General features: G+C 38.5%; 18 protein-coding genes. 9 read left to right on the forward strand and 9 right to left on the reverse strand.

Annotated features, from left to right (window positions below):
• Window positions 1-325: 325 nt before the first annotated feature.
• The 3 genes from DIZ80_05280 to parE form a co-directional block, all read right to left on the reverse strand.
• Entirely contained in the window at window positions 326-2,755 is a 2,430-nt protein-coding gene (locus tag DIZ80_05280; protein RDH84878.1) for a hypothetical protein, read from the reverse strand.
• An 8-nt stretch (window positions 2,756-2,763) separates the two neighbouring features.
• Window positions 2,764-3,645: an alpha/beta hydrolase gene (locus DIZ80_05285; protein ID RDH84879.1), complete on the reverse strand. Its 882-nt coding sequence runs from the start codon at window positions 3,643-3,645 to the stop codon at window positions 2,764-2,766.
• 281 nt (window positions 3,646-3,926) lie between these two features.
• The gene (parE, locus tag DIZ80_05290; GenBank protein ID RDH84880.1) at window positions 3,927-5,813 is read right to left on the reverse strand and encodes a DNA topoisomerase IV subunit B; all 1,887 of its coding nucleotides are present in this window, start codon (window positions 5,811-5,813) and stop codon (window positions 3,927-3,929) included.
• 325 nt (window positions 5,814-6,138) lie between these two features.
• Between parE and DIZ80_05295 the strand changes: the two genes are divergently transcribed.
• The gene (locus tag DIZ80_05295; protein RDH84881.1) at window positions 6,139-9,570 is read left to right on the forward strand and encodes a DNA helicase UvrD; all 3,432 of its coding nucleotides are present in this window, start codon (window positions 6,139-6,141) and stop codon (window positions 9,568-9,570) included.
• 132 nt (window positions 9,571-9,702) lie between these two features.
• On the opposite strand, the gene DIZ80_05300 is transcribed toward DIZ80_05295, so the two are convergent.
• Both DIZ80_05300 and xerD read right to left on the reverse strand, forming a co-directional pair.
• Window positions 9,703-10,524, reverse strand: coding sequence for a disulfide bond formation protein DsbC (locus DIZ80_05300; GenBank protein RDH84882.1), 822 nt, complete (start codon window positions 10,522-10,524; stop codon window positions 9,703-9,705).
• Window positions 10,525-10,584: 60 nt separating this feature from the next.
• The gene (gene xerD / locus DIZ80_05305) at window positions 10,585-11,505 is read right to left on the reverse strand and encodes a site-specific tyrosine recombinase XerD (protein RDH84883.1); all 921 of its coding nucleotides are present in this window, start codon (window positions 11,503-11,505) and stop codon (window positions 10,585-10,587) included.
• Between the two features lie 287 nt (window positions 11,506-11,792).
• Here xerD and mobA point away from each other — a divergent pair, with 287 nt between their 5' ends.
• The 3 genes from mobA (at window position 11,793) to DIZ80_05320 (ending at window position 14,256) form a co-directional block, all read left to right on the forward strand.
• Window positions 11,793-12,386 carry a molybdenum cofactor guanylyltransferase gene (gene mobA, locus DIZ80_05310; protein RDH84884.1) on the forward strand — a complete coding sequence of 198 codons (594 nt, stop codon included), beginning with the start codon at window positions 11,793-11,795 and terminating at the stop codon, window positions 12,384-12,386.
• The gene (gene mobB / locus DIZ80_05315) at window positions 12,386-12,934 is read left to right on the forward strand and encodes a molybdopterin-guanine dinucleotide biosynthesis protein B (GenBank protein ID RDH84885.1); all 549 of its coding nucleotides are present in this window, start codon (window positions 12,386-12,388) and stop codon (window positions 12,932-12,934) included. Before mobA ends, mobB begins: the two co-directional genes overlap by 1 nt.
• Before the next feature lie 65 nt (window positions 12,935-12,999).
• Window positions 13,000-14,256, forward strand: coding sequence for a molybdopterin molybdotransferase (locus tag DIZ80_05320; GenBank protein RDH84886.1), 1,257 nt, complete (start codon window positions 13,000-13,002; stop codon window positions 14,254-14,256).
• Between the two features lie 114 nt (window positions 14,257-14,370).
• Here the strand turns inward: DIZ80_05320 and DIZ80_05325 are convergent, their stop codons facing one another.
• Window positions 14,371-14,874, reverse strand: coding sequence for a hypothetical protein (locus DIZ80_05325; protein RDH84887.1), 504 nt, complete (start codon window positions 14,872-14,874; stop codon window positions 14,371-14,373).
• A 313-nt stretch (window positions 14,875-15,187) separates the two neighbouring features.
• Complete coding sequence (locus DIZ80_05330) at window positions 15,188-16,315, reverse strand: hypothetical protein (protein ID RDH84888.1); 1,128 nt, start codon at window positions 16,313-16,315, stop codon at window positions 15,188-15,190.
• A 160-nt stretch (window positions 16,316-16,475) separates the two neighbouring features.
• Here DIZ80_05330 and DIZ80_05335 point away from each other — a divergent pair, with 160 nt between their 5' ends.
• Window positions 16,476-16,943, forward strand: coding sequence for an RDD family protein (locus DIZ80_05335; protein RDH84889.1), 468 nt, complete (start codon window positions 16,476-16,478; stop codon window positions 16,941-16,943).
• A 61-nt stretch (window positions 16,944-17,004) separates the two neighbouring features.
• Here the strand turns inward: DIZ80_05335 and lptG are convergent, their stop codons facing one another.
• Entirely contained in the window at window positions 17,005-18,069 is a 1,065-nt protein-coding gene (gene lptG, locus DIZ80_05340) for an LPS export ABC transporter permease LptG (GenBank protein RDH84890.1), read from the reverse strand.
• Window positions 18,066-19,214 (reverse strand): LPS export ABC transporter permease LptF, encoded by a 1,149-nt coding sequence (gene lptF / locus DIZ80_05345; protein ID RDH84891.1) that lies wholly within the window; start codon window positions 19,212-19,214, stop codon window positions 18,066-18,068. Before lptF ends, lptG begins: the two co-directional genes overlap by 4 nt.
• A 309-nt stretch (window positions 19,215-19,523) precedes the next feature.
• Here lptF and DIZ80_05350 point away from each other — a divergent pair, with 309 nt between their 5' ends.
• The 4 genes from DIZ80_05350 to DIZ80_05365 all read left to right on the forward strand — a co-directional run bounded on the left by DIZ80_05350 (window position 19,524) and on the right by DIZ80_05365 (window position 22,519).
• Window positions 19,524-21,023: a leucyl aminopeptidase gene (locus DIZ80_05350; protein RDH84892.1), complete on the forward strand. Its 1,500-nt coding sequence runs from the start codon at window positions 19,524-19,526 to the stop codon at window positions 21,021-21,023.
• A complete protein-coding gene (locus tag DIZ80_05355) occupies window positions 21,020-21,466 on the forward strand; it encodes a hypothetical protein (protein ID RDH84893.1) in 447 nt (148 codons plus the stop codon). The genes DIZ80_05350 and DIZ80_05355 overlap by 4 nt, the downstream gene beginning before the upstream one ends.
• Window positions 21,459-21,857, forward strand: coding sequence for a hypothetical protein (locus DIZ80_05360; GenBank protein RDH84894.1), 399 nt, complete (start codon window positions 21,459-21,461; stop codon window positions 21,855-21,857). Before DIZ80_05355 ends, DIZ80_05360 begins: the two co-directional genes overlap by 8 nt.
• Before the next feature lie 128 nt (window positions 21,858-21,985).
• Window positions 21,986-22,519 carry a hypothetical protein gene (locus DIZ80_05365; protein RDH84895.1) on the forward strand — a complete coding sequence of 178 codons (534 nt, stop codon included), beginning with the start codon at window positions 21,986-21,988 and terminating at the stop codon, window positions 22,517-22,519.
• The last annotated feature ends 122 nt before the right edge of the window (window positions 22,520-22,641 follow it).

Raw genomic sequence — 22,641 nt, forward strand, 5'->3', positions numbered from 1 at the left:
TAGCCTGGCTATTTATTTCGTATTTTACATCAATTGTAGCGAGCAAAAGTTGTAAATTACATTTCGCTTACCTACACATAACGTTTTGCTAAGGGGCTGCTAACTCAGTAGCTATAGTTTTTGTTGTAGTGATACGTAGTGTAACCTGTAAATGTAATAGAAGCTAAGGGTTAGTAGTCACGTTTGTGCCACTTATCCCCTCGCCCCCATGGGGGCGAGGGGATAAGATTAAGCACACCTGAAGGATCACCTGCAGTTTTGTTACAACATAGGTATGGGGTCAGAGTTTTAAATTAGTCAGAGACACGTTTTTCTCTGGTAACTATTAACTATCTAATGTTTTTCTTACTTTTATTAATAACTCATCTGACTTAAAGGGTTTATGTAACATGTTCTGATGAAGATCATCATCTTCTACATGTTTGTTTTTATCATCACTATAGCCACTGACCATCTGAATTTTAGTTTCGGGATATTTCTCAGCAACTATACTTGCAAGTTGAAAACCATCCATTTTAGGCATTATCACATCCGTTAGTAAAAGATGTATGGTGTTTTTTTCAAGAATAGAAAGCGCTTCATCTCCACTATTTGCAAACGTTACCTGATAACCCTGACTTTTTAAGATATTACATGATAACTCAAGAAGCGCGGGCTCATCATCAACAACAAGAATCGATTCATTCCCTGCAGGCACTACGTCTATTTTCAGCTTGACCTTATCTATTTCATTAGATGTATCATCTAATACAGAATATCGCGGGAGATAAATTGATATCTGTGTGCCGGCACCACGAGTTGAGTAAGCGTAAATGGCTCCATTAGACTGCTTAACAAATCCATAAACCTGACTCATTCCAAGCCCAGTTCCCTGATCACCCTTGGTAGAGAAAAATGGATCAAATATTTTATTACAGGTAGCATTATCCATACCGATACCTGTGTCATTAATGGTAAAGTGAACATAGTCCCCTTCGGGAAGGCTTACGTGTTTTTTATTCAAGCCATCTAAATGTATGTTCTGTGTGCTTAATATAAGCTGCCCACCATCGGGCATAGCATGCATAGAATTAATACTCATATTAAGTATTGCATCCTGCAATAAATTTTGATCCAGATATACAGGCCAGATTTTTTTATCGAGATCAAGAATTAATTCAACTCTTGCTGTCAGAATTTTTTCCAACATATGCTGCTCTGACTGAAGCAGCTGATTAATATCTGTAATCGTTGATTCTGAAGTCTGTTTTCGTGAAAACGCTAATAATTGTGAAGTAAGCTTACGTGCTCTTTCACCTGCATTGAATATTTTTTCAGCATAATTAAGCATTTTATGCTCATTTAGATTTTTGCTTGTAGTAAGTAATTCTGAGTAACCAAGTATTACACCTAATAAGTTATTAAAGTCATGCGCTATACCGCCGGTTAGCTTACCTAAAGCATCCATTTTAAGACTATGCTGTAGTTGTTCGTCTTTCATTCTTTGTTCGGTTATATCGTTAAATACAAGCACAATACCGTGAATTTTGCCGGAATCATCACGGATGGGTGCAGCCGAGTCAGCGATAATATACTCAGTATTATTTTTTGATATAAGAGTACTGCGTTTACCCAGATGGACAACTTCACCAGAATTTATGACCCGGTCAAATGTGTCTATCATACTTTCTTTATTTGCGGGATCTATAACATTAAATACTTCTTTCAAAGGTGTCCCTTTTGCATTACTGATTGACCAACCAGTCAATTTTTCTGCCACAGGGTTCATGCGAACCACATTATTTTCAGAATCAGTAGTAATAACAGCGTCACCTATACTGTTTAGAGTTAAAGATAAATGCTCTTCATTTTGATTGAGTTCTCTATGATATTGCGCGAGTGACTCGTATATGGTTTTTAATTCAGTGACTTGAAATAGTCGCTGATACCTGTATTCACTATTGTTGGCGGGCTTTGCTCTTAAAGTATTTATATAGTTAGTTATATCTTTCATGGGCACAGCCACAATAAACACAAGAGCTGAAAACAGAATCAAAGTCGGTATTATAATAATAAAAACTAACTGAATAATTGATTCCTGTATTTGATTTTCTAACCTGAGTAATCCTTCTGGTTTTCTAGTGACATATAAAAACTGCTCTGTATTTAAACTATCATAAAAACCAAATTGATCCTGGATAATAAACTGGATAGAATCTGACTTTACAAATTGGAAATTACTTAATGATTTAAGTAATGGTATAAACTTAATTTGTGTACTTACATATCCAATCACAGATCTAGATTCATCTGTACTATAAACAGGTAAAATATAAATCACATCCTGATCATTAACAAACCTGAATTTTATAGCATCAATGCCTTCGATTTTAATTTCAAATGGCAGAGTATTGTCATCTAGTTTTTCAAGCGCCTTTCCATCTACGTCATAAATCATTAAATCAACTGTGTATTTCTGTAAATCAAATGCCGATTTTTTAAAGCGAACGTTGTACCAGTATGCAAATATTTCAGGAGAGTTAATTTGCTGAGTAACTTCTTCCCACTGGCTTAATTCATTTGCAGACTGTTTGATATTTTCAACAGTAAGCTGAATAGAGTGCTCTAACTCAGTAGTTGATGATGCTTCCTGAGACTTATCTATCTTGATCCCGGCTTCTTCAATATTCCTGCTAATCTGGTAGGTAAACACGGTTATAAGAAAGACTATAAATAAAGTAAATATAATTGCATATTGTTTAATACTAAGCAGCATAAACGTATTTAATTACTTAAGAGTGTTTCGACAGCATCAATCAAGTCAAATTCATGCGTCTGATCAAAGAAGTGATTGGCACCGTCAATCAGCATAATTTTATTTGTTGTTTTCTGTAATTGCTGCCTCCAGTTTTTTTCAATACGCTTATCTTCAGTGCCCAGAATTAAAGATATTAATTTTTTATGCTTTAAGATCACGGCATTTGTTTTATCTCTATCCCAATTGTAATAAGACAAAAAGTCACGCGCATAGGTCGGGTATGTTTCACAATAATTTAAGGCGTACTTATCCAGTGGATTCCTTCCCTTTTCTATCGCCTTTCTTGCTTTTTGAGCATGCTCTATGGTTTCTCTGGCAGCTGGCCCTGAAGCATAATATGAAACACTTATCAATATGGTCTGATTAATGGATTTAGCATGATTATTTTCCATGTAATTCAATATAACCAACCCACCAGCACTATGACCTATCAATGTCACTGGTTTTCCTGTTTTTTTATGCAACCAATCTATCCATTGCGCAAGTTCCTTTGCATCTGAATCCATCGAGTGAGTATGTATAGCCTCACAGTCAATGCTTTGTTTTCTATTATTCAGGCCTAGAGATAAGTTTGGGCTTAATACTGTATAACCTGACTCATGTAATGATATAGCCAGCCTGTTAATAGTAGGAAACTCATTTGTTTGAAGAAACCCATGCAACATCAAAACAGGGTTAGCATCACCTTTTCCCTGATAAAAATTAGCATTTATTTTTTTATTTACTGCTGATGTTAACTGTATAGTTTCAGCAAATACAGCTGATGTAACTAAGAAAGCCAGTAAAAGAAAGAAAGATTTTATCAGTAATAAGGGGTGAATTTTCATTTTAAAAACCCAATTAAGCATTTTAGTATTGTAGTTCAATTTAAGCTGATAGTGTTGAAACCAGGTAACAATTGGCCGGTTATGGAGAACGGCTTAAACAGATAACAACATAGCCTGATAACAACACATTCTAATATTACTAATAATTAATTTCATGCCCTGAGTATTCCAAAAATCACAGGCTATTAGCATATTTTGATGGTATTAAACCTGTTGATTTTGTTTGCATATTCCTCGAGAGACCGTGGGAACACGGCTACAGTGTGCACCTGAAGGAGCACCTACAGGGAATAATGAATACTTTATAAAACTTCGGCTAAATCACCTTTGCTTTCTAACCAGGCTTTTCTGTCTGATGCACGTTTTTTTGCTAATAACATATCCATCATTTTATCGCTGTCATCACCGTCTTCTACAATTAACTGAACTAAACGACGAGTATCTGGTGCAATAGATGTTTCGCGTAACTGCATAGGATTCATTTCACCCAGCCCTTTGAATCGGGTTACCTGAACTTTGCCTTTTTTCTTTTCTGCGGTAATTCTATCTAATACGCCCTGCTTCTCTGCTTCATCTAACGCATAGAAAACTTCTTTACCGACATCTACTCTAAAGAGTGGTGGCATGGCAACATAAACATGACCGCTTTCCGTTAGTGTACGGAAATGACGTAAAAATAATGCGCATAATAAAGTCGCGATGTGATATCCATCCGAGTCTGCATCTGCGAGTATGCATATTTTTCCATAACGTAAACCGGATAAATCATCCGAATCCGGATCGACACCAATGGCAACTGAAATATCATGTACTTCCTGTGAAGCTAATATCTGATCTGCATCCACTTCCCAGGTATTTAGTATTTTTCCGCGTAATGGCATTATTGCCTGATTGTTTCTATCTCTGGCCTGTTTGGCCGAGCCACCCGCTGAGTCACCTTCTACTAAAAACAGTTCAGTCAGGTTTGCATCCGATGAGCTACAGTCGGCTAACTTACCCGGTAATGCGGGACCCGATGTGACCTTTTTACGGGCAACTTTTTTACCGGCTTTTAAACGTTTCTGGGCATTATCAATTGCCAGCATGGCAATCAGTTCACCCTGATCTGTGTTCTGATTTAACCACAGGCTAAACGAATCTTTTACCACACCGGAAACAAAGGCAGCACATTCTCTTGAAGAGAGTCTTTCTTTTGTTTGCCCTGAGAACTGTGGATCTAATAATTTTACTGAAAGAATGTAACTGACTTTTTCCCAGACATCTTCCGGGCTGAGTTTTACACCACGGGGTAACAGGTTTCTAAATTCACAAAACTCACGTATCGCTTCTGTTAAACCTGTGCGTAAACCATTAACATGGGTACCACCCTGCGCAGTGGGTATTAAATTTACGTAAGACTCGCCTACTGAATCACCGCCTTCTGGCAACCATAACAATGCCCAGTCAACTGCTTCATGCTCTGAAGACAGCGCACCGGTAAACGGTCCTTTAGGTAATAATTCATAACCTTTCAGACTATCCATTAGATAGTCTTCTAAACCATCTTCGTAATACCACTCTGAACTTTCAGCTGTTTTTTCTTCTCGAAAAGTGACTTTTAAACCAGGACACAATACGGCTTTTGCTCTAAGTACATGTTTGAGCTGTATAACTGAAAATTTAGGTGAATCAAAATATTTAGCTTCAGGCCAGAAACGAATCTGTGTGCCGGTATTTTTCTTACCAACCGTGCCAATTTCTTCAAGATCCTTAATCTTGTCGCCATGAGCAAAAGTAATAGAAAAAACTTTGCCGTCACGGCGTATCTCAGCTTCAACCTTATCAGACAGAGCATTCACCACGGAAACCCCTACACCGTGCAAACCACCTGAAAATTTATAATTATCATTTGAAAATTTACCGCCGGCATGAAGTTTGGTCATAATCACTTCTATGCCTGGCAGCCCTTCTTCAGGGTGAATATCCACCGGCATACCCCGACCATCGTCAGTTACACCCAGTGAGCCATCTTTATATAAGACAACTTCTATCTTACTGGCATGGCCAGCTACCGCTTCATCGACACTATTATCTATGACTTCCTGCGCCAGATGGTTGGGGCGGGTAGTATCGGTATACATGCCAGGGCGTTTTTGTACCGGCTCTAAACCTGTTAAAACTTCAATGGCGGAAGCATCGTATGAACTCATTCAATATTCTCTTAATCAATCTGGATTTTGGAGAACTATAAAAGACTTGGAGCTAAGACGCAATTTGTCTATCAGGTAAATGCCGGAATTGCGTTGTAAGCTTAGACATATCTATAACATGGGCTGACGATCACGCATGATGCTGGCGAGCATTTATGTGTATGAGGCGTTTCACATTACATTTTATTTCGTCAGATAAAGCCACCTCCTACAATAAAATAGCTACATTTGAATTTTATACTAGATATTCGTATAGACACCCCAGAGTTCCCCCCTGAGCAAATCAGGTTTCACATTCTGCCGTAATATCCCGTAGAATGCCGATATGAGTCTTGAAGCCGCAAACCCCAATATAAACGCCACTGTTACCGCCTCGGCTGGAAGCGGTAAAACCTATATGCTGGTCACTCGCATCGTGCGATTACTACTTGAAGATGCACAACCAGGCAGTATTCTAGCTCTCACGTTTACACGTAAAGCAGCGGCTGAAATGCAACAACGCCTGTCTGAACGTTTATATCAACTCGCAACCGTAGATGATGAAAAGTTGTTTAAATTACTTAATGAACTTGATTTAGGTAAGGAATATCAACAAAAAGCCCGTGCTTTATATGAAGCCCATCAATATTGTGATTACCCGGTTCGCACTCTCACCTTCCATTCATTCTGTCAGGATTTATTAGCCCGGTTTCCACTGGAGGCAGATGTACCGCCTAATTTTGATTTACTGGAAAGTGCTGATTTACTTATTCAACAGGCAAGAGACGCTTTATTTAATGTAGCCACACTGGATATGCAGGGCGAGCTTTCAAAGCATTTACAGCAATTAATGAAACTGTGTGGGGGGCTGTTTAACCTTGATAAGGTTCTTAACAGTTTTTTACAACATAGAAGTGACTGGTGGGCTTACACTGATAATGAAGAAACTAACAAAGCCAGTTTCGCCAGCCAGCGGTTGGCCACTAAACTTGGCTACTCTTCAGACACCGATCCACTAACGCTATTTTTTAATGCTGACCTTAAGCACACACTAAAAGAGTTTGCTCAGTTATTAGTTAAAGCTGCGGGTAAGAAAAACCTGCAGTCTGCAGATGATTTAGCTAACTGGCTGGTTGATGCAAGGACAGATAGTAAAAGTTTTAATATTATACGCAGCTGTTTTCTAACCCAGAAAGATGAAGCTTTGTCTGCGGGACGTAAAGATACTAAAGCGCTGCGAAAAAAGCTGGGTGATGATGCCGCAGAAGAATTTCTGGATGTTCACCAGCACATAAGCCAGCAAATTATTGACACCCTCGACCAGCTTAATAAACAACATTGCTGGCAGCTAAACCATCACTGGTTTTATTGCGGTGAAAAACTCATTGAGCACTATCAAACATTAAAAACCCAGCAGCGTTTACTAGACTTCACAGACCTTGAATGGCGCAGTTATAAATTACTTCAGGATTCTGAAAATGCGCTGTGGATTCAATACAAGCTCGACCAACAAATACAACATTTATTGATTGATGAATTTCAGGATACTAACCCGACTCAATGGCAGTTAATTTTACCCTTACTGGAAGAAATGGCTGCTGCAGAATCTGAAAAACACCGCAGTGTATTTTTGGTGGGTGATGAAAAACAGTCTATTTACAGTTTCCGCCGGGCTAAACCTGAATTACAACAACAGGCTGCAAACTGGCTAGAACAAAACCTGAATGCTCAGGCATTTCCTCTGAATAAATCATGGCGCTCATCACCGGCTATTATTGAAACTGTTAATGCAGTTTTTTCTCAGGATGAATATCAGAAAAATTTACCCGGTTTCATTCAACATGAAACACACCTTAAAAATCTGCCGGGAAAAGTTGAAGTTTTACCTCTGTGGAAAATGAGCGACCTTGACGATAAAATTGAACCGGTTTATTGCCGTAACCCCTTAAAAGAAGCAAGGGCAGAAGCAGCTGGCATCCACCAGAAAGAAGCCAGACAGATTGCACAACATATTCAACAACTAATAAAAAATAAAACTGCCATTACTGATGATGATTCACAACGAGCGGTTACTTATAACGATATTTACATACTGGTTAGAAAACGCGCTCACGTTGCTGACTATGAACAGGCATTAAGAGATGCAGGCATTGCTTATTTGGGCACTAACCGGGGCACTTTTTTATCCTGTTTAGAAATACAGGATATGGAAGCCCTGCTTGATACCTTGCTAACACCATTTAACAATCTTGCACTGGCTCAGGTATTGAAATCACCTCTGTTCAGTGCCAGTGATGATGATCTTCAAATACTGGCATCACATAACTTTCAGGGCCACTGGTTTGAAAAACTGGAGCTGTTATCGAATGAACTTGATGACCAGCACCCGCTAAAACGTGCCTGGCATTTTTTATCTATCTGGAGAGCACTGGCAGATAAAATCCCTGTGCACGATTTACTCGATAAAATATTTTCACAGGCTGATGTATTAGAACGTTATAAACGTTCGACACCTGAAGCATTACAGGCAAGAGTGCAGGCAAATTTAACCCTGTTTCTTGAAATGGCTCTGGATTTAGACAGTGGACGCTACCCTAGCCTGATGCACTTTCTTTTTCATTTACGAAGTCTGCGACATACCCAGAGCGATGCGCCAGATGAAGCACCAATGGAAACCCGTGAGCCAAGGGTACGCATTATGACCATACATGCCAGCAAAGGACTCGAAGCTCCGGTAGTGTATCTAGCAGATACCATTACTGGCGCTAAAGACAGATCATCCTTAAGCACTTTAGTAGACTGGCCTGTAGAAGATAAACGTCCCGAACATTTTCAACTGGTTCCATCTTCTAAACTTCAGGATAGTACAACCAGAGAGTTAACTAAGCAGTCAAAAGAGGCATTACAAAAAGAAGACGCTAACCTGTTATATGTTGCGATTACTCGCGCCAGACAATATTTATTTATCAGCGGCTGCCAACCAGACAGAGGACCTTTTACCAACTGGTATCAACCCATTTTTACTGCCTTACAAACGTTAACCGGTAATACAGAAGACGAACAGCTTACCTACCCTTTTGGGACACAGTTAAACTGTGATGATACTGAAACAACCTCAATTGAAGTTGATAATATTGTTGACATAGACATTGCATTAACAAAAAAAATAGTCAGCCACGAAAAACCTCAGACAATGCTTGCACCCAGCCGATTAGAAAGAAATGCTGCTTATTTTAATAATGATGAAAATTTCATTGGAAAAAATAACGCCGGAAGTAACACTGAGAATAGTCAATCTGCAAAAACACGTGGTATAGCCATTCATCGGATGCTCGAATTATTAAGTCAAAATCAAAATTTAACTAGTCAGAATATTTTACAGAAAATTATTTTTGAATTGCATATTGAAGATGAGGACGAACTGCAAGACTGGTTAACCATTGCGACCTCAAATTACAGTCACCCTGAATTACAGTCTATTTTTAACCCTGACAATATTATTAAAGTGTATGACGAATGCCCCGTTCAATACTCCAGAGATGATCGCCTAGTATATGGCATTATTGACCGGCTTATCGTTGAACAAAACGATGTCACCATTGTTGATTACAAAACACATCAGCATGCTAATAAAAATAATTTGCACGAATTGTCAGTACCATATCAACAACAAATGTCACTTTATGCTGATGGTTTAAAACAGTTATGGCCTGACAGACAAATAAAGAGTTATTTGCTGTTTACTGAATGTTCAGAATTGTTTGAGGTTGATGTATAAAACAGATAGAAGAAAATTATTTTATCTGATGGTGAGCGATGTTATGCCTGAGAAAAGACTATATGACTAACTTATTCGTGAACTATAAATAGTTACGACACAACCTTATAAAAGGTGTGCCGTAATTTTCATTTAATTAAGCTTGGCTGTATTTACAGAATTTAACATTTTTAATAATTTATCTGAAGGCACGTATCCTCCAATCAGTTCACCTGATTCAAGCATTATGCCTGGCGTTCCCCTGATACCTAAATCTGTAGCAAGCATCTTATGTTTATTGATCGGGTTATCACACGTTTTTGCTTCAACCATTCCACCACTTTTAGCTATATCCATCGCTTTGGTTCTATCTTTAGCACACCAGACTGATACCGATGTTGCCATGCTCTTCTGCCCCTTGAATGGCACAAAGATATAACGTACTTTCACACCGTTATTCATGTAATCAGCCATTTCTTTGTGTAACTTCTGACAATAATAACAATCAACATCTGTAAAGACAGTGATAGTGTGCTTCACTTCATCTTTTGGCGTATAAACAAGCATATTTTTTTCACCCAGATTATTTAATAAATCAAGGTGAATAACATCACGAGCAGTGTCTGTAAGGTTCTCCCGCGTTTTCATATCAATTAGATCGCCATCAAAAAAATATCCAATGTCTTTTGTCATGTACATGATCTCTTTACCCGAGACTACCTCATAGAAACCCGCAATTGGTGTTTCTTTTACAGATACTTGCGCACCGGGAGGCAAACGTTTTGCCAGAGTTTCTTTTAATTGCTTAATACCAGCTTCATCGGCATATACCGAAGAGACAAGACCAGATGTTAATGCAGACACCAGCGCCAATACCATCAGGCCGGGTTTTAATAATAATTTCATAAACTTAATTCTCAATATTTTAGTATTCTGTATAGGTAGACAGGACAGATTATAATTAATTCCAGACATAAATAACTCGTTTTCTATTATTTTTTGTCAAAAAGCGGCTAATTGCACCAGAAAGCGCTATCAGGCACGGGGATGATGCTGCTGATAAATTTCCTGTAATCGCTGATTTGCCACATGGGTATAAATTTGAGTCGTGGAAATATCGCTATGACCCAACAACATCTGCACAACGCGCAAATCAGCGCCATGATTCAATAAATGAGTCGCAAAGGCATGCCTTAATGTATGAGGTGACAGTATTCCTGCATCTATATTGGCCAGTGTTGCATAACGTTTAAGTAAGTACCAGAAGGCCTGTCGGGTCATTCCCTTACCCCGACGGGTTACAAAAAGTGCATTACAGGGTTGATGTTGCGCCATCAAACTAACTCTGGCGCACTTTATATAAGACAACAAATAATCGATGGCTTCTTCACCCAGTGGCACTAACCGCTCTTTCCCACCCTTCCCCATTACACGTACCACACCCGGATCTAACGAAACCTGTGAAAACTCCAGCCCAACTAACTCACTTACCCTTAACCCCGTGGCATAAATGGTTTCCAGCATGGCTTTATCTCTGATTCCCAGATCATCATTTAAGTCTGGTGCATTTAAAAGATCTTCAATCTGCTGTTCTGTCAGTGTTTTAGGTAATGGCTGTTCTGGCTTAGGCGCCTCAATTAACGCCACTGGATCAATCTGTATCTTTCTCTCACGCAACAACCAGGCGTAAAAACGCCTCATTGAAGACAATAATCTTGCGGCACTGCGGTTTTTACTGCCTATTTCAAATCGGTGAGCAAGAAATGCCTGTAAATCTACCTGCTCAGCTTTGAGTAAATTGCGCTTATTTTCAAATAGCCATAATGCCAGATTCGACAAATCGTTTTTATATGCAGACAGGGTATTCTGGCTGAGACCGTGCTCCATCCATAAAGCATCCAGAAAACGCTCTAATAGTGCCTGTTCACCTGAGGGTAATTGATCGACTATTGCCATTTTTAACGCACATACCTCTGGAATTTATATAAGTTGAGATCTTTGCTCGATACATTCACAAATAAAAATAGCTAAAATCCCCCTGTTTTTCGTTAGAAAACCTATCAATAACAAGTTATTAACTGCGTTTTCTACCTTAATCAGAAAAATTTTAACTCATTTTTCTTTCGCGTCTGTATCGAGCGAAGGTCTTAAATTGATTTATGATAAAATGCTGCTCTGATAATAACTTACACTGAACCAACGTTAAATACAGTAGATACAATTTAAAAGTAAGCATTCAATCCATGGAAAATATAAACCCACAAAGTCAGGTTACTTACCTTATTCTCGCCGGTGGTCGTGGACAAAGAATGCACGGTGTCGATAAAGGTTTAATGTTATGGCAGGGCAAACCCATGATTGAGCACATAACTCAATATATTGGAATTCCACCAGACAAAATAATTATCAGTGCAAATCGAAATTTAGACATTTATGAAAATTACGCAGAAAAAGTTATTCAAGATGATGCCTGTGACATTGATGGAGACTACCAGGGGCCACTAGCAGGTATTTTAAGTGCCATGCAGGTTTGCACAACTCCTTACCTGCTCTGTTTACCCTGCGACTCACCTGTGCCCCCTGACAACCTTTTAAAAAACCTCTGCCATTGCATTCATGAACAGAATAAAAAATCTGCTCTGTGTCATGACGGAGAAAGGTTACAGCCCTTATTTTCATTATTAAACTGTGAGCACAAACACCTGTTAAGAGAGTTTTTGCTACAGGGGCGACGTAAAGTGCATGATTTTTTTTCATTAATAGACCCAGCAATCTGTGATTTTTCATCACAGAGAAATCACTTTAATAATTTCAATCGTCCGGATGATATGAACTAATGTCTAATCAAAGAGAAAAAATATCCTACGAAAAGCCATTATTAGGTTTTGCAGCCTTTAGTGGCACTGGAAAAACCACTTTATTACTTAAGCTCATACCCGAACTCAAACAACGGGGTTTACGCATTGCGGTTATAAAACATGCTCACCATAATTTTGATATGGATACGCCGGGCAAAGATAGTTATGAATTGCGTAAAGCCGGTGCAGTCCCTATGTTAATTTGCTCCAGTAAACGTACGGTTATTACAATAGAGAATGAAACTGAAGCAGACCCGACATTACAACAAATGTTAACGCATATTCCTGCAGATTCTATCGATATGATATTAGTCGAAGGTTTTAAAAAATGGCCATTCGACAAAATTGAACTGCACCGGGAAAGCACAGGAAAACCATTAATGTATCCGGATGATGACAAAATTATTGCGATTGCACACGATGATAAGACACCATTGAAAGATACCAACTTACCCCAACTTGATATTAATAATGTTAATGCAATAGCCGATTTTGTTATTCAGTACCATCAACAGCACGGATCGTAGCCTGAGTGCAGCATAACTAAACGAAATTTTAATAATTTGCCTATAAATATAAAGAAGACACTATCATGATTAAGAAACAAGCCTCATGTAATGATGAGTTCGACCCTAATTCACTTAGCTTTGAACAGGCATTAGAAAAAATTCAACAAAGCATACAAGCAATTAAAGGCAAAAAAAATGTCACTATTCGTGAAGCAGCGGGGCACATTCTCGCTGAAGATGTTACTTCACCTTTAGATGTGCCTCCTTTTGTTAACTCTGCCATGGATGGTTACGCTATTAATGCATCAGACATCCCCCAATCAGGTGATGCCGAACTTAAAGTAACTGGAAAATCATTTGCCGGTGCACCCTTTAACGGCAGCATTAAATCGGGGGAAACTATTCGTATTATGACAGGAGCAGTTGTTCCCGATGGTGCCGATACCGTCATTATGCAAGAACATGCTGAAGTAAACGGAGACAATATTAAAATTGGTTCAGAGCACAAAGCAAAACAGAATGTGCGTAACCCCGGTGATGACTTCTTCACAGGTGATACGATAATTAAAGCAGGTGAACGTTTATCACCCGCAAAACTTGGGTTACTTGCATCCGTTGGTGTAACCGAGTTTAAAGTCATCAGAAAACCGGTAGTGGCCTTCTTTTCAACCGGTGATGAATTAAAAGGCGTCGGTCAAAATCTTGAGCCCGGTGATATCTATGATAGTAATCGATATATTTTATTTGGTATGTTACAAAAAATGGGTGTTGAATGTATCGATATGGGTGTCGTCGCCGATATTAAAGAAGAAATTGAACTGACTTTAAAAGAAGCGGCAAATATTGCTGATCTGGTTATCACATCCGGTGGAGCATCAGTTGGTGAAGCCGATTTCATTAAAATAATATTAGATGAGATTGGTGAGGTGGGTTTCTGGAAAATAGCCATGAAACCAGGCAAACCTTTAGCATTTGGTCATATAAACGATACTATTTTCTTTGGTTTACCCGGCAACCCGGTTTCCGCAATGGCGACATTTTATCAGTTTGTACAACCCAGTTTACGTTTACTGGAAGGTGAATCCATTACTGCACCGGTAAAATTACAGGCGAGATGTATTTCTAAACTAAAAAAACGTCCGGGACGAACTGATTTTCAACGCGGAATTATGTCCAGCGATGAAAACGGACAATTAGTTGTTGATACAACCGGTATACAGGGTTCACATATGCTGAGTTCAATGGCAAAAGCGAACTGTTTTATTGTTTTAAAACGTGATGCAGGTGATGTTGAGCCAGGAGAAACAGTTGAAGTGCAGCCGTTTAATGAATTAATTTAATATTTTTACCTGATATTACTCAAAACTTATAAAATATTACCCATAAAAAAAGCCACATCCTTTCGGATGTGGCTTTTTTTTATAGATTATTGCTAACCTATGAGCTCATAAAGCTTATTTACGCTTTTTTGCTTTGCGTTTTTTAGGCTTTAGAGATTTTTCCATCTTAGAAAGCTGCTGCTTAGTCCACTTTGCAACAAACTTAGCAATAGCTGCTTCTTTGTTACCAGCCATCTTAATCAGTGCCGCTTCACGTTTTGCAGCTGTTTGCAGCTCTTCACGTGCTGCTTTCAGATCTGCCTGAACAGCGCTGATTTGAGCTTTTATTGCTTTCTTAGCTTCTGCAGCTTTTTGTGCTGCTGCTTTTTTCTTAGCTGCTGCTTCTTTTTTCTTAGCTGCTGCTATTTTGCGTTTAGCTGCTGCTGCTTTCTTTTTAGCTGCTGCTGCTTTTTTCTTAGCTGCTGCTGCTTTCTTTTTAGCTGCTGCTGCTTTTTTCTTAGCCGCTGCTGCTGCAGGTTTTTTCTTAGCTACTGGTTTTTTCTTAGCTACTGCTTTTTTAGCAACTACTTTTTTTACTGCTTTTTTCTTTTTACGGGCCATTTTATTATTCCTATTCATCGGGTTGATGCACAGATTATAATTCGTATTTTCTATTTTACAAATAAATCAAGCATTTAAAGTGCTCTTTTTTTAAAAAAACTTAGTTTTTTTGCAAAAAAAACCTGAAACAGGGTTCAGGTTTAATTTTTTTACTAATTTTTAGTATTTTTTAATTTTTTTGGTTTTTAAGTTTCAAACAAAAAAAACTCATTTATTTTTGTTTGAAACTTATATTTTTACACTTAAACCCGTTAAATTAAAAAACAGATAGTCGAAGTTTTTTACACTTTTTCACCTCAAAGATCATTCTTAAATTATTCGATTTACATTTTTAAAAATGAAATCCTGTTTGCACAAATGCGCCATATGAAGAATCATCACCAGCAACTAAAGCAACATCAAGATTAAATCCTAACCAGAAACCAAGACCAACAGAATATAAATCAGGGTCTGTTGCACCACTGGCTAAATTAGATTGATAACCTACACGTAATTGCACAACACTAAACGCATCAATTTCTGCACCCACAGCTAATGATTTAGATGGGTTTTCAAATGCAATTGGATCACGCTCAGTTAAATCCATATCTGCAGCAAGTGTCATAAAACCAAAATCAAATGCGGCACCTGCGCGTAAATGAGTATCAAAATCTACATCAATACCTGAACTTGTGGTTTTTGTATCTTCAATTAGATTTTTTGCAACCAGACCGACTCTAAAAGTATCAATAACACTTAAAACAACACCGGCATCAACCGTTGTAAAACTGCCAAGGTCTTCTGTATCCAGATCTTTTATATCTTCAATATCGGCTGTAGAAAGAGGTGATGAATATTCAATAGAATCAACCTGTACAAATCGAGGTGTAACACCAACAGACAACTGCATACCCGCAAAAGATAAATCTGTACCCATTGGTAGACCAATTTCGGTAATTGCAACACCTAAAGCATCAACAACTGCATCAGGTTCTACTAGATTAGTCGGAGTTGGGATAATAACACTCCCTTCTCTTATTCCAGCAGAAACAACCACATCCGCACGAGCAGTAATACCCCAGGTAAAATTTTCACCGGATGATACAAATGCTACATTAGGTATAACCGCACCAATAACACTGGCACCATCAAGATCATTCAATATTGCTATCTGTCTATCAAGTTCTTCTGGAGTAGTAGGTGTACCAATCGCCTGAAACTCATCAACCAGATCAATCACATTACCATCATCAATAGCCTGTACGCCTAATGCTGGTAATAATAGTGCATAGCTATCATCATTTTCATTTACTGATAACATTCCCGGATTTGAAAGAGCCGCAGTTGTTATACCACCGGTTGCAACACTGACATTACCCATAGCAACTGATCTGGCATCAAAAAAACCATAAGGCAAGGCATGTACGTTTGACAGTGAGGCAGCAATTAAACCTGCAGTAAGCAGACTTCTTTTCATCATAATAATCTCCAGCAAATAAATATTGTTTGTACATAGTTTATATCAAAAAAAAGAAAAAGCAGGAAAACGCCTACCAGAGGGTATTAAAATAATGATTAATGCATGATTTTGAGCAATCCGTTACAATTTTGCCTACTTTGTATTATTCAACTGGATAAAAATGCCCGATTCAAACTCAGCTGCCCCGGTTTCTTTGTTTAGACGCCTGATGGCTATTATTTATGATTCATTCCTGATAATTGGTTTATGTATGCTGGTAGCCGGTACGATTAGTATCGTAAACACATTTATTATGAATGGCGGCAATGCCATTACAGATGAACACCCTCTATATCTATTGCATCAGATTATTATTCTAAGCACCATATTTATTACCGGTTTGTTTTTTTATATCTACTTCTGGTCTCGTGGCGGGCAAACACTGGGTATGAAAACATGGATGTTATTACTAATATCGGATGATGGAAGCAATATTGACAGGAAACAGGCCACAATTCGTTCATTGAGTGCTGTTTTATCCTGGAGTGTATTTGGCCTGGGTTTTTTATGGAGCTTAATTGATTCAAAAAATCGCACCTGGCATGACATTCTGTCATCTTCACATCTGGTGCAATTAGAAAAAAAATAATTTTAAATTTATTTAGATATGATTTTGACTAAAAAATCTATTTCTCTGTGTACTCCCTGTACTACTTCACCTTACGTAACGCATAAAGACTCACCATTGCAGCAAACAGTATCGGTGCTGATGCGCTGATAAACGGATAAACATGATTAACCTGACCGAGATGATTTACCGTACGATTTAGTAAATAAAAACCGATACCCAGCAATAAACCCACCAACATACGATTTCCAGCTCCGCCACTGCGCTGTGAGCCAAAAATAAACGGTAATGCAATTAACAGCATCACCAGACTGGAAACCGGAGTAAAAACCTTTATCCAGAATGCCAGTTCATAATGACTTGAATCCAGATCATTATTTTTTAGATAACTGCTGTATTTATATAAATCGATTGCAGACATATTATCCGGCTCAACACTAACCACATTAAATAAGTCAGGGTTTAACAGTTTTTTCCACACTTCCGAGTCAACTGTTTTACTTTCTACCTGATCGTGACTAAAGTCTGTCTGCTGAATACCATCCAGCCTCCATTGACCATTTATATAATGTGCAGATTTTGCATGTGTCACTTTTATTAATTTATTATCTTTGGATAACTCATATATATTTACCTGCCCCAGATTCATGCCCGGTAACACATGACTTACATGCAGAAAACGCTGCCCATCACGTGCCCAGAAGCCCCCTTTACCTGCAAGCCTGATTGTTTGCTGTAAACCTTCAGCTCTAAGTGTTTGAGCCTGTCGCTCACTGACAGGTACAACCAGCTCACCAATGAATGCGATAAAAACCAGTAAAATAAAACCGGCTCTTAATACCGAAAACACAATACGCATAATAGACACACCGGCTGCCCGCATAACTGTAAATTCACTATTACCGGCTAGTGTACCCAGACTTAATAAACTTCCGATTAATACCGCTGTTGGAAATATTTCATATAAACGTTTTGGCAAACTTAATAATACAAACAGAGCCGCTTCCAGCATGCTGTATTGCCCTTTCCCAACATCATCCATTTCAGAAACAAAATCGACAAAGGCAAGTAATGCACCAAGCACGAGTAATACCATTAATGTGCCACTAATAACCGCTCTAGCTATATAGTTATCCAAAATTCTCATGATGTTTTAACCACAGAATTAAGCTGACGAGGTTTTAACTGAGATAGAAATTGTTTTATGCCACCAGCTCGTTTTAACCACCAGTAAATAATTAACGATATGGCGAAGCCATGCACCCACCATAAACCCAGCCATTCTGGCACTTTCTGTTTTTCTACCCAGCTTTGTCCAATACCTAATAGATTGGAATAAATTAGATAAATTAAAATGGCCAGAGCCAGTTTGGAATAACGACCTTTACGTGGCGTGGTATAACTTAAAGGCAGGGCTAAAATAGCAAGTAAAAAAGCGCCTATAGGTAAAGACAAACGCCAATGTAATTCAGCGCGATAATCAACCCTGTTTGAACTCCACAAATCACCCGTTGAAACTGCTTTTTTACGACTTACTTTTCGCACTAACTGTTGTTCAGGCAGGTATATTCCTTTTTTTTCATATTGAGTAATTCGAAAATCAGATGTTCCGGGCTCCCCCTCATAGGTCTGACCATTTTCAAACATAATAAAGGATCGCCCTTCCTCATCTTTATAACGCCTGGCTACATCAGCTGATTCAATATTATCTAGCAGCTTATTTTTAGTGTTTTTATTCGTCTGATGCAAAAACACATTAAACATTTCGGTTCCGTCGTCAGACTGGCGCTGCAAAAACATAATTGCATCACTTTTTTTCGCTGCATTAAACCGCCCGGCAGTTAAACCCGTCAGTTCTGAGCGGTTTTCAATTTCTGACTTTAACAGTTCAGCCTGCTGAGAAACCCAGGGCATCATAAACAGAGTGAGGTATAACATAACGCCGGTGACCGGTAGAACAACCATGAGTAATGGTCGATATAAACGCATCAAGCCTACACCGCAAGCGCCCAGAGCCGCCATTTCGTTATCTTTATAAAGACGACTAAAACTGAGTAATACCCCTAGATAAAGACTCAAAGGAATAAGTAAAATAAGATAACGAGCACCGGTAAACAATAATAGAGCCCATACCGCATCACCCGGAATAACACCTTCTGCTGCTTTTCCCAGTAATCTGGCCAGAGTACCACTCAGTAAAATGAGCATAAGAACCAGAGTCACCGCCAACCAGGTTAATAATAATTCCCTTGATATATAACGGTCGATTATAGTGAAATAACGATTTAACATCGGTTTTTAGAGTCTTTATCCATAATTTTGTAGATGAGGGGTATTCTACCCTAAGTATAGTTTTAATTTATGATGCATAATTAGCTATAGTTATCTTGCCATATAACAACAAAATCACACTTTTTAAAATAAAGTACACTTTTTTAGTATTTAGCTCTGTATAAACTGCCAAAAATTGCATAAAATCCACCTCCCCTTTATACATATTTTGTAGGGCACCTTTATCTATTAACTGTGTCCTATAATATCCGCAGGCCGTTATATAACATACAAAGCCTGTTATCTGAACACGACTACTATGGAGTAATTATGGAATTTTCGGTTAAGAGCGGCAGCCCTGAAAAGCAGCGCATTTCATGTGTTGCAGTAGGGGTTTTTGACTCCCGTAAACTTTCACTTTCAGCACAGATATTAGACGATTCCAGCGATGGATTTATATCCAATTTAATTCGTCGCGGTGAATGCGAAGGCAAATTAGGCCAGACATTATTACTGCATAATGTACCAAACACTTTATGTGACCGAATTTTACTGATTGGTTGTGGCCGTGAAAAGCATTTTGATATTAAAGCATTTCAAAAAGCCAATCATGTTGTCTCAACATTTCTGGATGACCGGGGTGCAACCGAAGTATTCTCATGCATCACCGAACTCAATGTAAAAAACCGTAATTCTGCCTGGAAAGTTAGCCATGCAGTACAGGCAACTGAAGACTCACTTTATACTTTTAACCAGTTAAAAAGTAAAAAGGAAAATACTCGTCGCCCATTACGCAAAGTTATATTCAGTGTACCTAGTCGCCGGGAATTACCCGATGGTGAACAGGCCGTACGTGAAGGCATGGCTATTTCATCAGGTATAAAACTAACCCGCGATCTGTCTAACCTGCCGGGTAACATATGTACTCCTACATATCTTGCAGAAGTTGCAAAAAATCTGGAAATAACCCATCGCGGCTTTAAAACAGAAATACTTGAAGAAGATGATATGGAAAAACTGGGCATGGGCTCATTTTTATCTGTTTCACGAGGCTCACGACAGCCAGCAAAACTCATTAGCATGCAACACATGGGTGGGGATAAAAATCAGAAACCCATCGTATTTGTTGGTAAAGGCGTTACATTTGATTCGGGCGGCATAAGCCTCAAACCCGGCGGGGCTATGGATGAGATGAAATATGACATGTGTGGGGCAGCAAGTGTAATGGGTGTGATGAGTGCCTGTGCTGATTTGCAACTTCCATACAATATTATTGGCATTATCCCGGCTACAGAAAACATGCCTGATGGTCTGGCAACAAAACCCGGTGACATCGTTACCAGCATGTCGGGCTTAACGGTTGAAGTTCTTAATACCGATGCAGAAGGCCGTTTAATATTATGTGATGCATTAACCTATGCTCAAAAATTTGATCCGGATGTGGTTATTGATATTGCAACATTAACCGGTGCCTGCATAGTTGCACTCGGGAGTCATACTGCGGGTCTTTTAGGTAATCATAACCCTCTCATTAATGATCTGTTAAATGCGGGTCGTGATGCGGGTGACCGTTGTTGGGAGCTACCTTTATTTGATGACTACCAGCAACAGCTGGACAGTAATTTTGCCGACATCGCGAATATTGGTGGTAAAGAAGCTGGCACAATTACAGCCGCCTGTTTCCTTTCGCGCTTTACTAAGAAATATCATTGGGCGCATTTAGATATTGCCGGTGTCGCGTGGAATTCAGGTAAGAATAAAGGTGCTACCGGCCGACCTTTACCTTTATTAATGCAATATGTATTTGACCGTATAGCTGAGACTAAATGATCTCTGTTGATTTTTACATTTTACCCGACGACCAATCTGACAGCTTACAGAAATATGCCTGTAAACTGGCAGAAAGCCACTGGCAGTCGGGTAAACGTGTGTTAATTCAAACGGACTCGGTTGATGAAAGCAAATCAGTCGATACTCTTTTGTGGAGTATTCGTAATGACAGTTTTATTCCGCATGGTATCGCAACGTTAGAACCCTCAGACCAGCAACAACCTATTCTAATTTCACATCAGAAAATAAATGATCAGAATTTCCAGTCTATTATAAATTTATCTTCTCGCCCCGCAGATTTAACAAAAGAAAACGAATTGAGCATTGAAGAAATACTCAATCAGAATGAACAACGCAAGCAGTCGGGGCGACAAAATTACAAAACATATAGAGAATCAGGTTATACGCTAGAGCATCATACACTGGAGAGCATTGATGACTGATTTAGAAAATAACATCCCGACACTGACAGACATTTCACATCCGGGCAATGACGATATGTTAAATCATTTTGATGCACATCAATTTGATGAACAACCAGAAGAAACAGAATCATTATTTACACTTGAAAATGCCAGTGAGTCTGAGAATAAAAGCGAACCTGAAAATACAGTTATTGATGATATTCCATCTATAAAAATAGATGATGAAAACACAACCGATATGGACTCACAGGATTTCTCAGAAGCAATGCAGTCAATTGCAAATAAAGCAATTGAGAATGAACTTGATAGTAATGACTTAAAAGAAAAAATTGATCAGGCAATAAACAATGCTATACCTGGCATAACTTTACAGTTGAAAGAACAACTCTATAAACAGTTTAATATTTGATTATATATTTTATATCGGTAAAATGCGCACAATTAAAAGGAATTGATAATTGTTTTTTGAATAAATAAATTCTGAAAGTAATTTATATAATTTCTAATGCTGTATTAATTATTTAAAGGATTTTATTTATGCGTACCGGTATTTCATTCTTACTTTCTTTATTCGCCTGCTTTACAGTTTTTAATCTACAGGCTGAAGAAGCACCAAAAAAATTCAATATCGGCATTGGCACTTATGCGATGACGATTGCCTACACCGACTCTTTTTTTATTGATGATGATTTCATCGGCAGCTCATTTAACGCATCATATGCAATTTCAAATAATATCGCCATACGTGGAAATTTATATTCTATGACACATGATGATTTTTCATCATTGGATGTTGATGGTGTTGATATCGCAATGCTATTTGGGTCCGGCCTTGAGAATCTGGGATTTAAGGCATATTTAGGTGGCGGTATTTTTAATGAGGACTGGAAGGCTTTAGGCGCCACAGAAAGTTTCAGCGGCCTTCAACTAAATGGCGGTATTGGATATAACTGGGATGCAGTATCACTTGATTTCATGTTAGGCATTAGAGAAACGAGTGATTATGAAGATTTTTTAGGTGCTGATGCCGCTTCAGTATCAAGCTCATTAAGTCTTTCTCTTAGATTTTAACTCCCTGTTTTTCTACTTTTTCACCCAGAGCTCGCCTCTTATAAACAGGCGAACTCTGGGTAAGTGTAAATTGATGATACAAACTTACTCATCAATTTCGCATTACTATGCAGTTAGACATC

Origin of the sequence: endosymbiont of Galathealinum brachiosum, assembly GCA_003349885.1 — a bacterium.
Classification (GTDB): Bacteria; Pseudomonadota; Gammaproteobacteria; order SZUA-229; family SZUA-229; genus SZUA-229.

Excerpts from the sequence above, each read along its gene's own strand:
- DIZ80_05280 (RDH84878.1), bottom strand. The coding sequence starts at position 2,755 with ATGCTGCTTAGTATTAAACAATATGCAATTATATTTACTTTATTTATA.
- DIZ80_05285 (RDH84879.1), bottom strand. The coding sequence starts at position 3,645 with ATGCTTAATTGGGTTTTTAAAATGAAAATTCACCCCTTATTACTGATA.
- parE (RDH84880.1), bottom strand. The coding sequence starts at position 5,813 with ATGAGTTCATACGATGCTTCCGCCATTGAAGTTTTAACAGGTTTAGAG.
- DIZ80_05295 (RDH84881.1), top strand. The coding sequence starts at position 6,139 with ATGAGTCTTGAAGCCGCAAACCCCAATATAAACGCCACTGTTACCGCC.
- DIZ80_05300 (RDH84882.1), bottom strand. The coding sequence starts at position 10,524 with ATGTCTGGAATTAATTATAATCTGTCCTGTCTACCTATACAGAATACT.
- xerD (RDH84883.1), bottom strand. The coding sequence starts at position 11,505 with ATGGCAATAGTCGATCAATTACCCTCAGGTGAACAGGCACTATTAGAG.
- mobA (RDH84884.1), top strand. The coding sequence starts at position 11,793 with ATGGAAAATATAAACCCACAAAGTCAGGTTACTTACCTTATTCTCGCC.
- mobB (RDH84885.1), top strand. The coding sequence starts at position 12,386 with ATGTCTAATCAAAGAGAAAAAATATCCTACGAAAAGCCATTATTAGGT.
- DIZ80_05320 (RDH84886.1), top strand. The coding sequence starts at position 13,000 with ATGATTAAGAAACAAGCCTCATGTAATGATGAGTTCGACCCTAATTCA.
- DIZ80_05325 (RDH84887.1), bottom strand. The coding sequence starts at position 14,874 with ATGAATAGGAATAATAAAATGGCCCGTAAAAAGAAAAAAGCAGTAAAA.
- DIZ80_05330 (RDH84888.1), bottom strand. The coding sequence starts at position 16,315 with ATGATGAAAAGAAGTCTGCTTACTGCAGGTTTAATTGCTGCCTCACTG.
- DIZ80_05335 (RDH84889.1), top strand. The coding sequence starts at position 16,476 with ATGCCCGATTCAAACTCAGCTGCCCCGGTTTCTTTGTTTAGACGCCTG.
- lptG (RDH84890.1), bottom strand. The coding sequence starts at position 18,069 with ATGAGAATTTTGGATAACTATATAGCTAGAGCGGTTATTAGTGGCACA.
- lptF (RDH84891.1), bottom strand. The coding sequence starts at position 19,214 with ATGTTAAATCGTTATTTCACTATAATCGACCGTTATATATCAAGGGAA.
- DIZ80_05350 (RDH84892.1), top strand. The coding sequence starts at position 19,524 with ATGGAATTTTCGGTTAAGAGCGGCAGCCCTGAAAAGCAGCGCATTTCA.
- DIZ80_05355 (RDH84893.1), top strand. The coding sequence starts at position 21,020 with ATGATCTCTGTTGATTTTTACATTTTACCCGACGACCAATCTGACAGC.
- DIZ80_05360 (RDH84894.1), top strand. The coding sequence starts at position 21,459 with ATGACTGATTTAGAAAATAACATCCCGACACTGACAGACATTTCACAT.
- DIZ80_05365 (RDH84895.1), top strand. The coding sequence starts at position 21,986 with ATGCGTACCGGTATTTCATTCTTACTTTCTTTATTCGCCTGCTTTACA.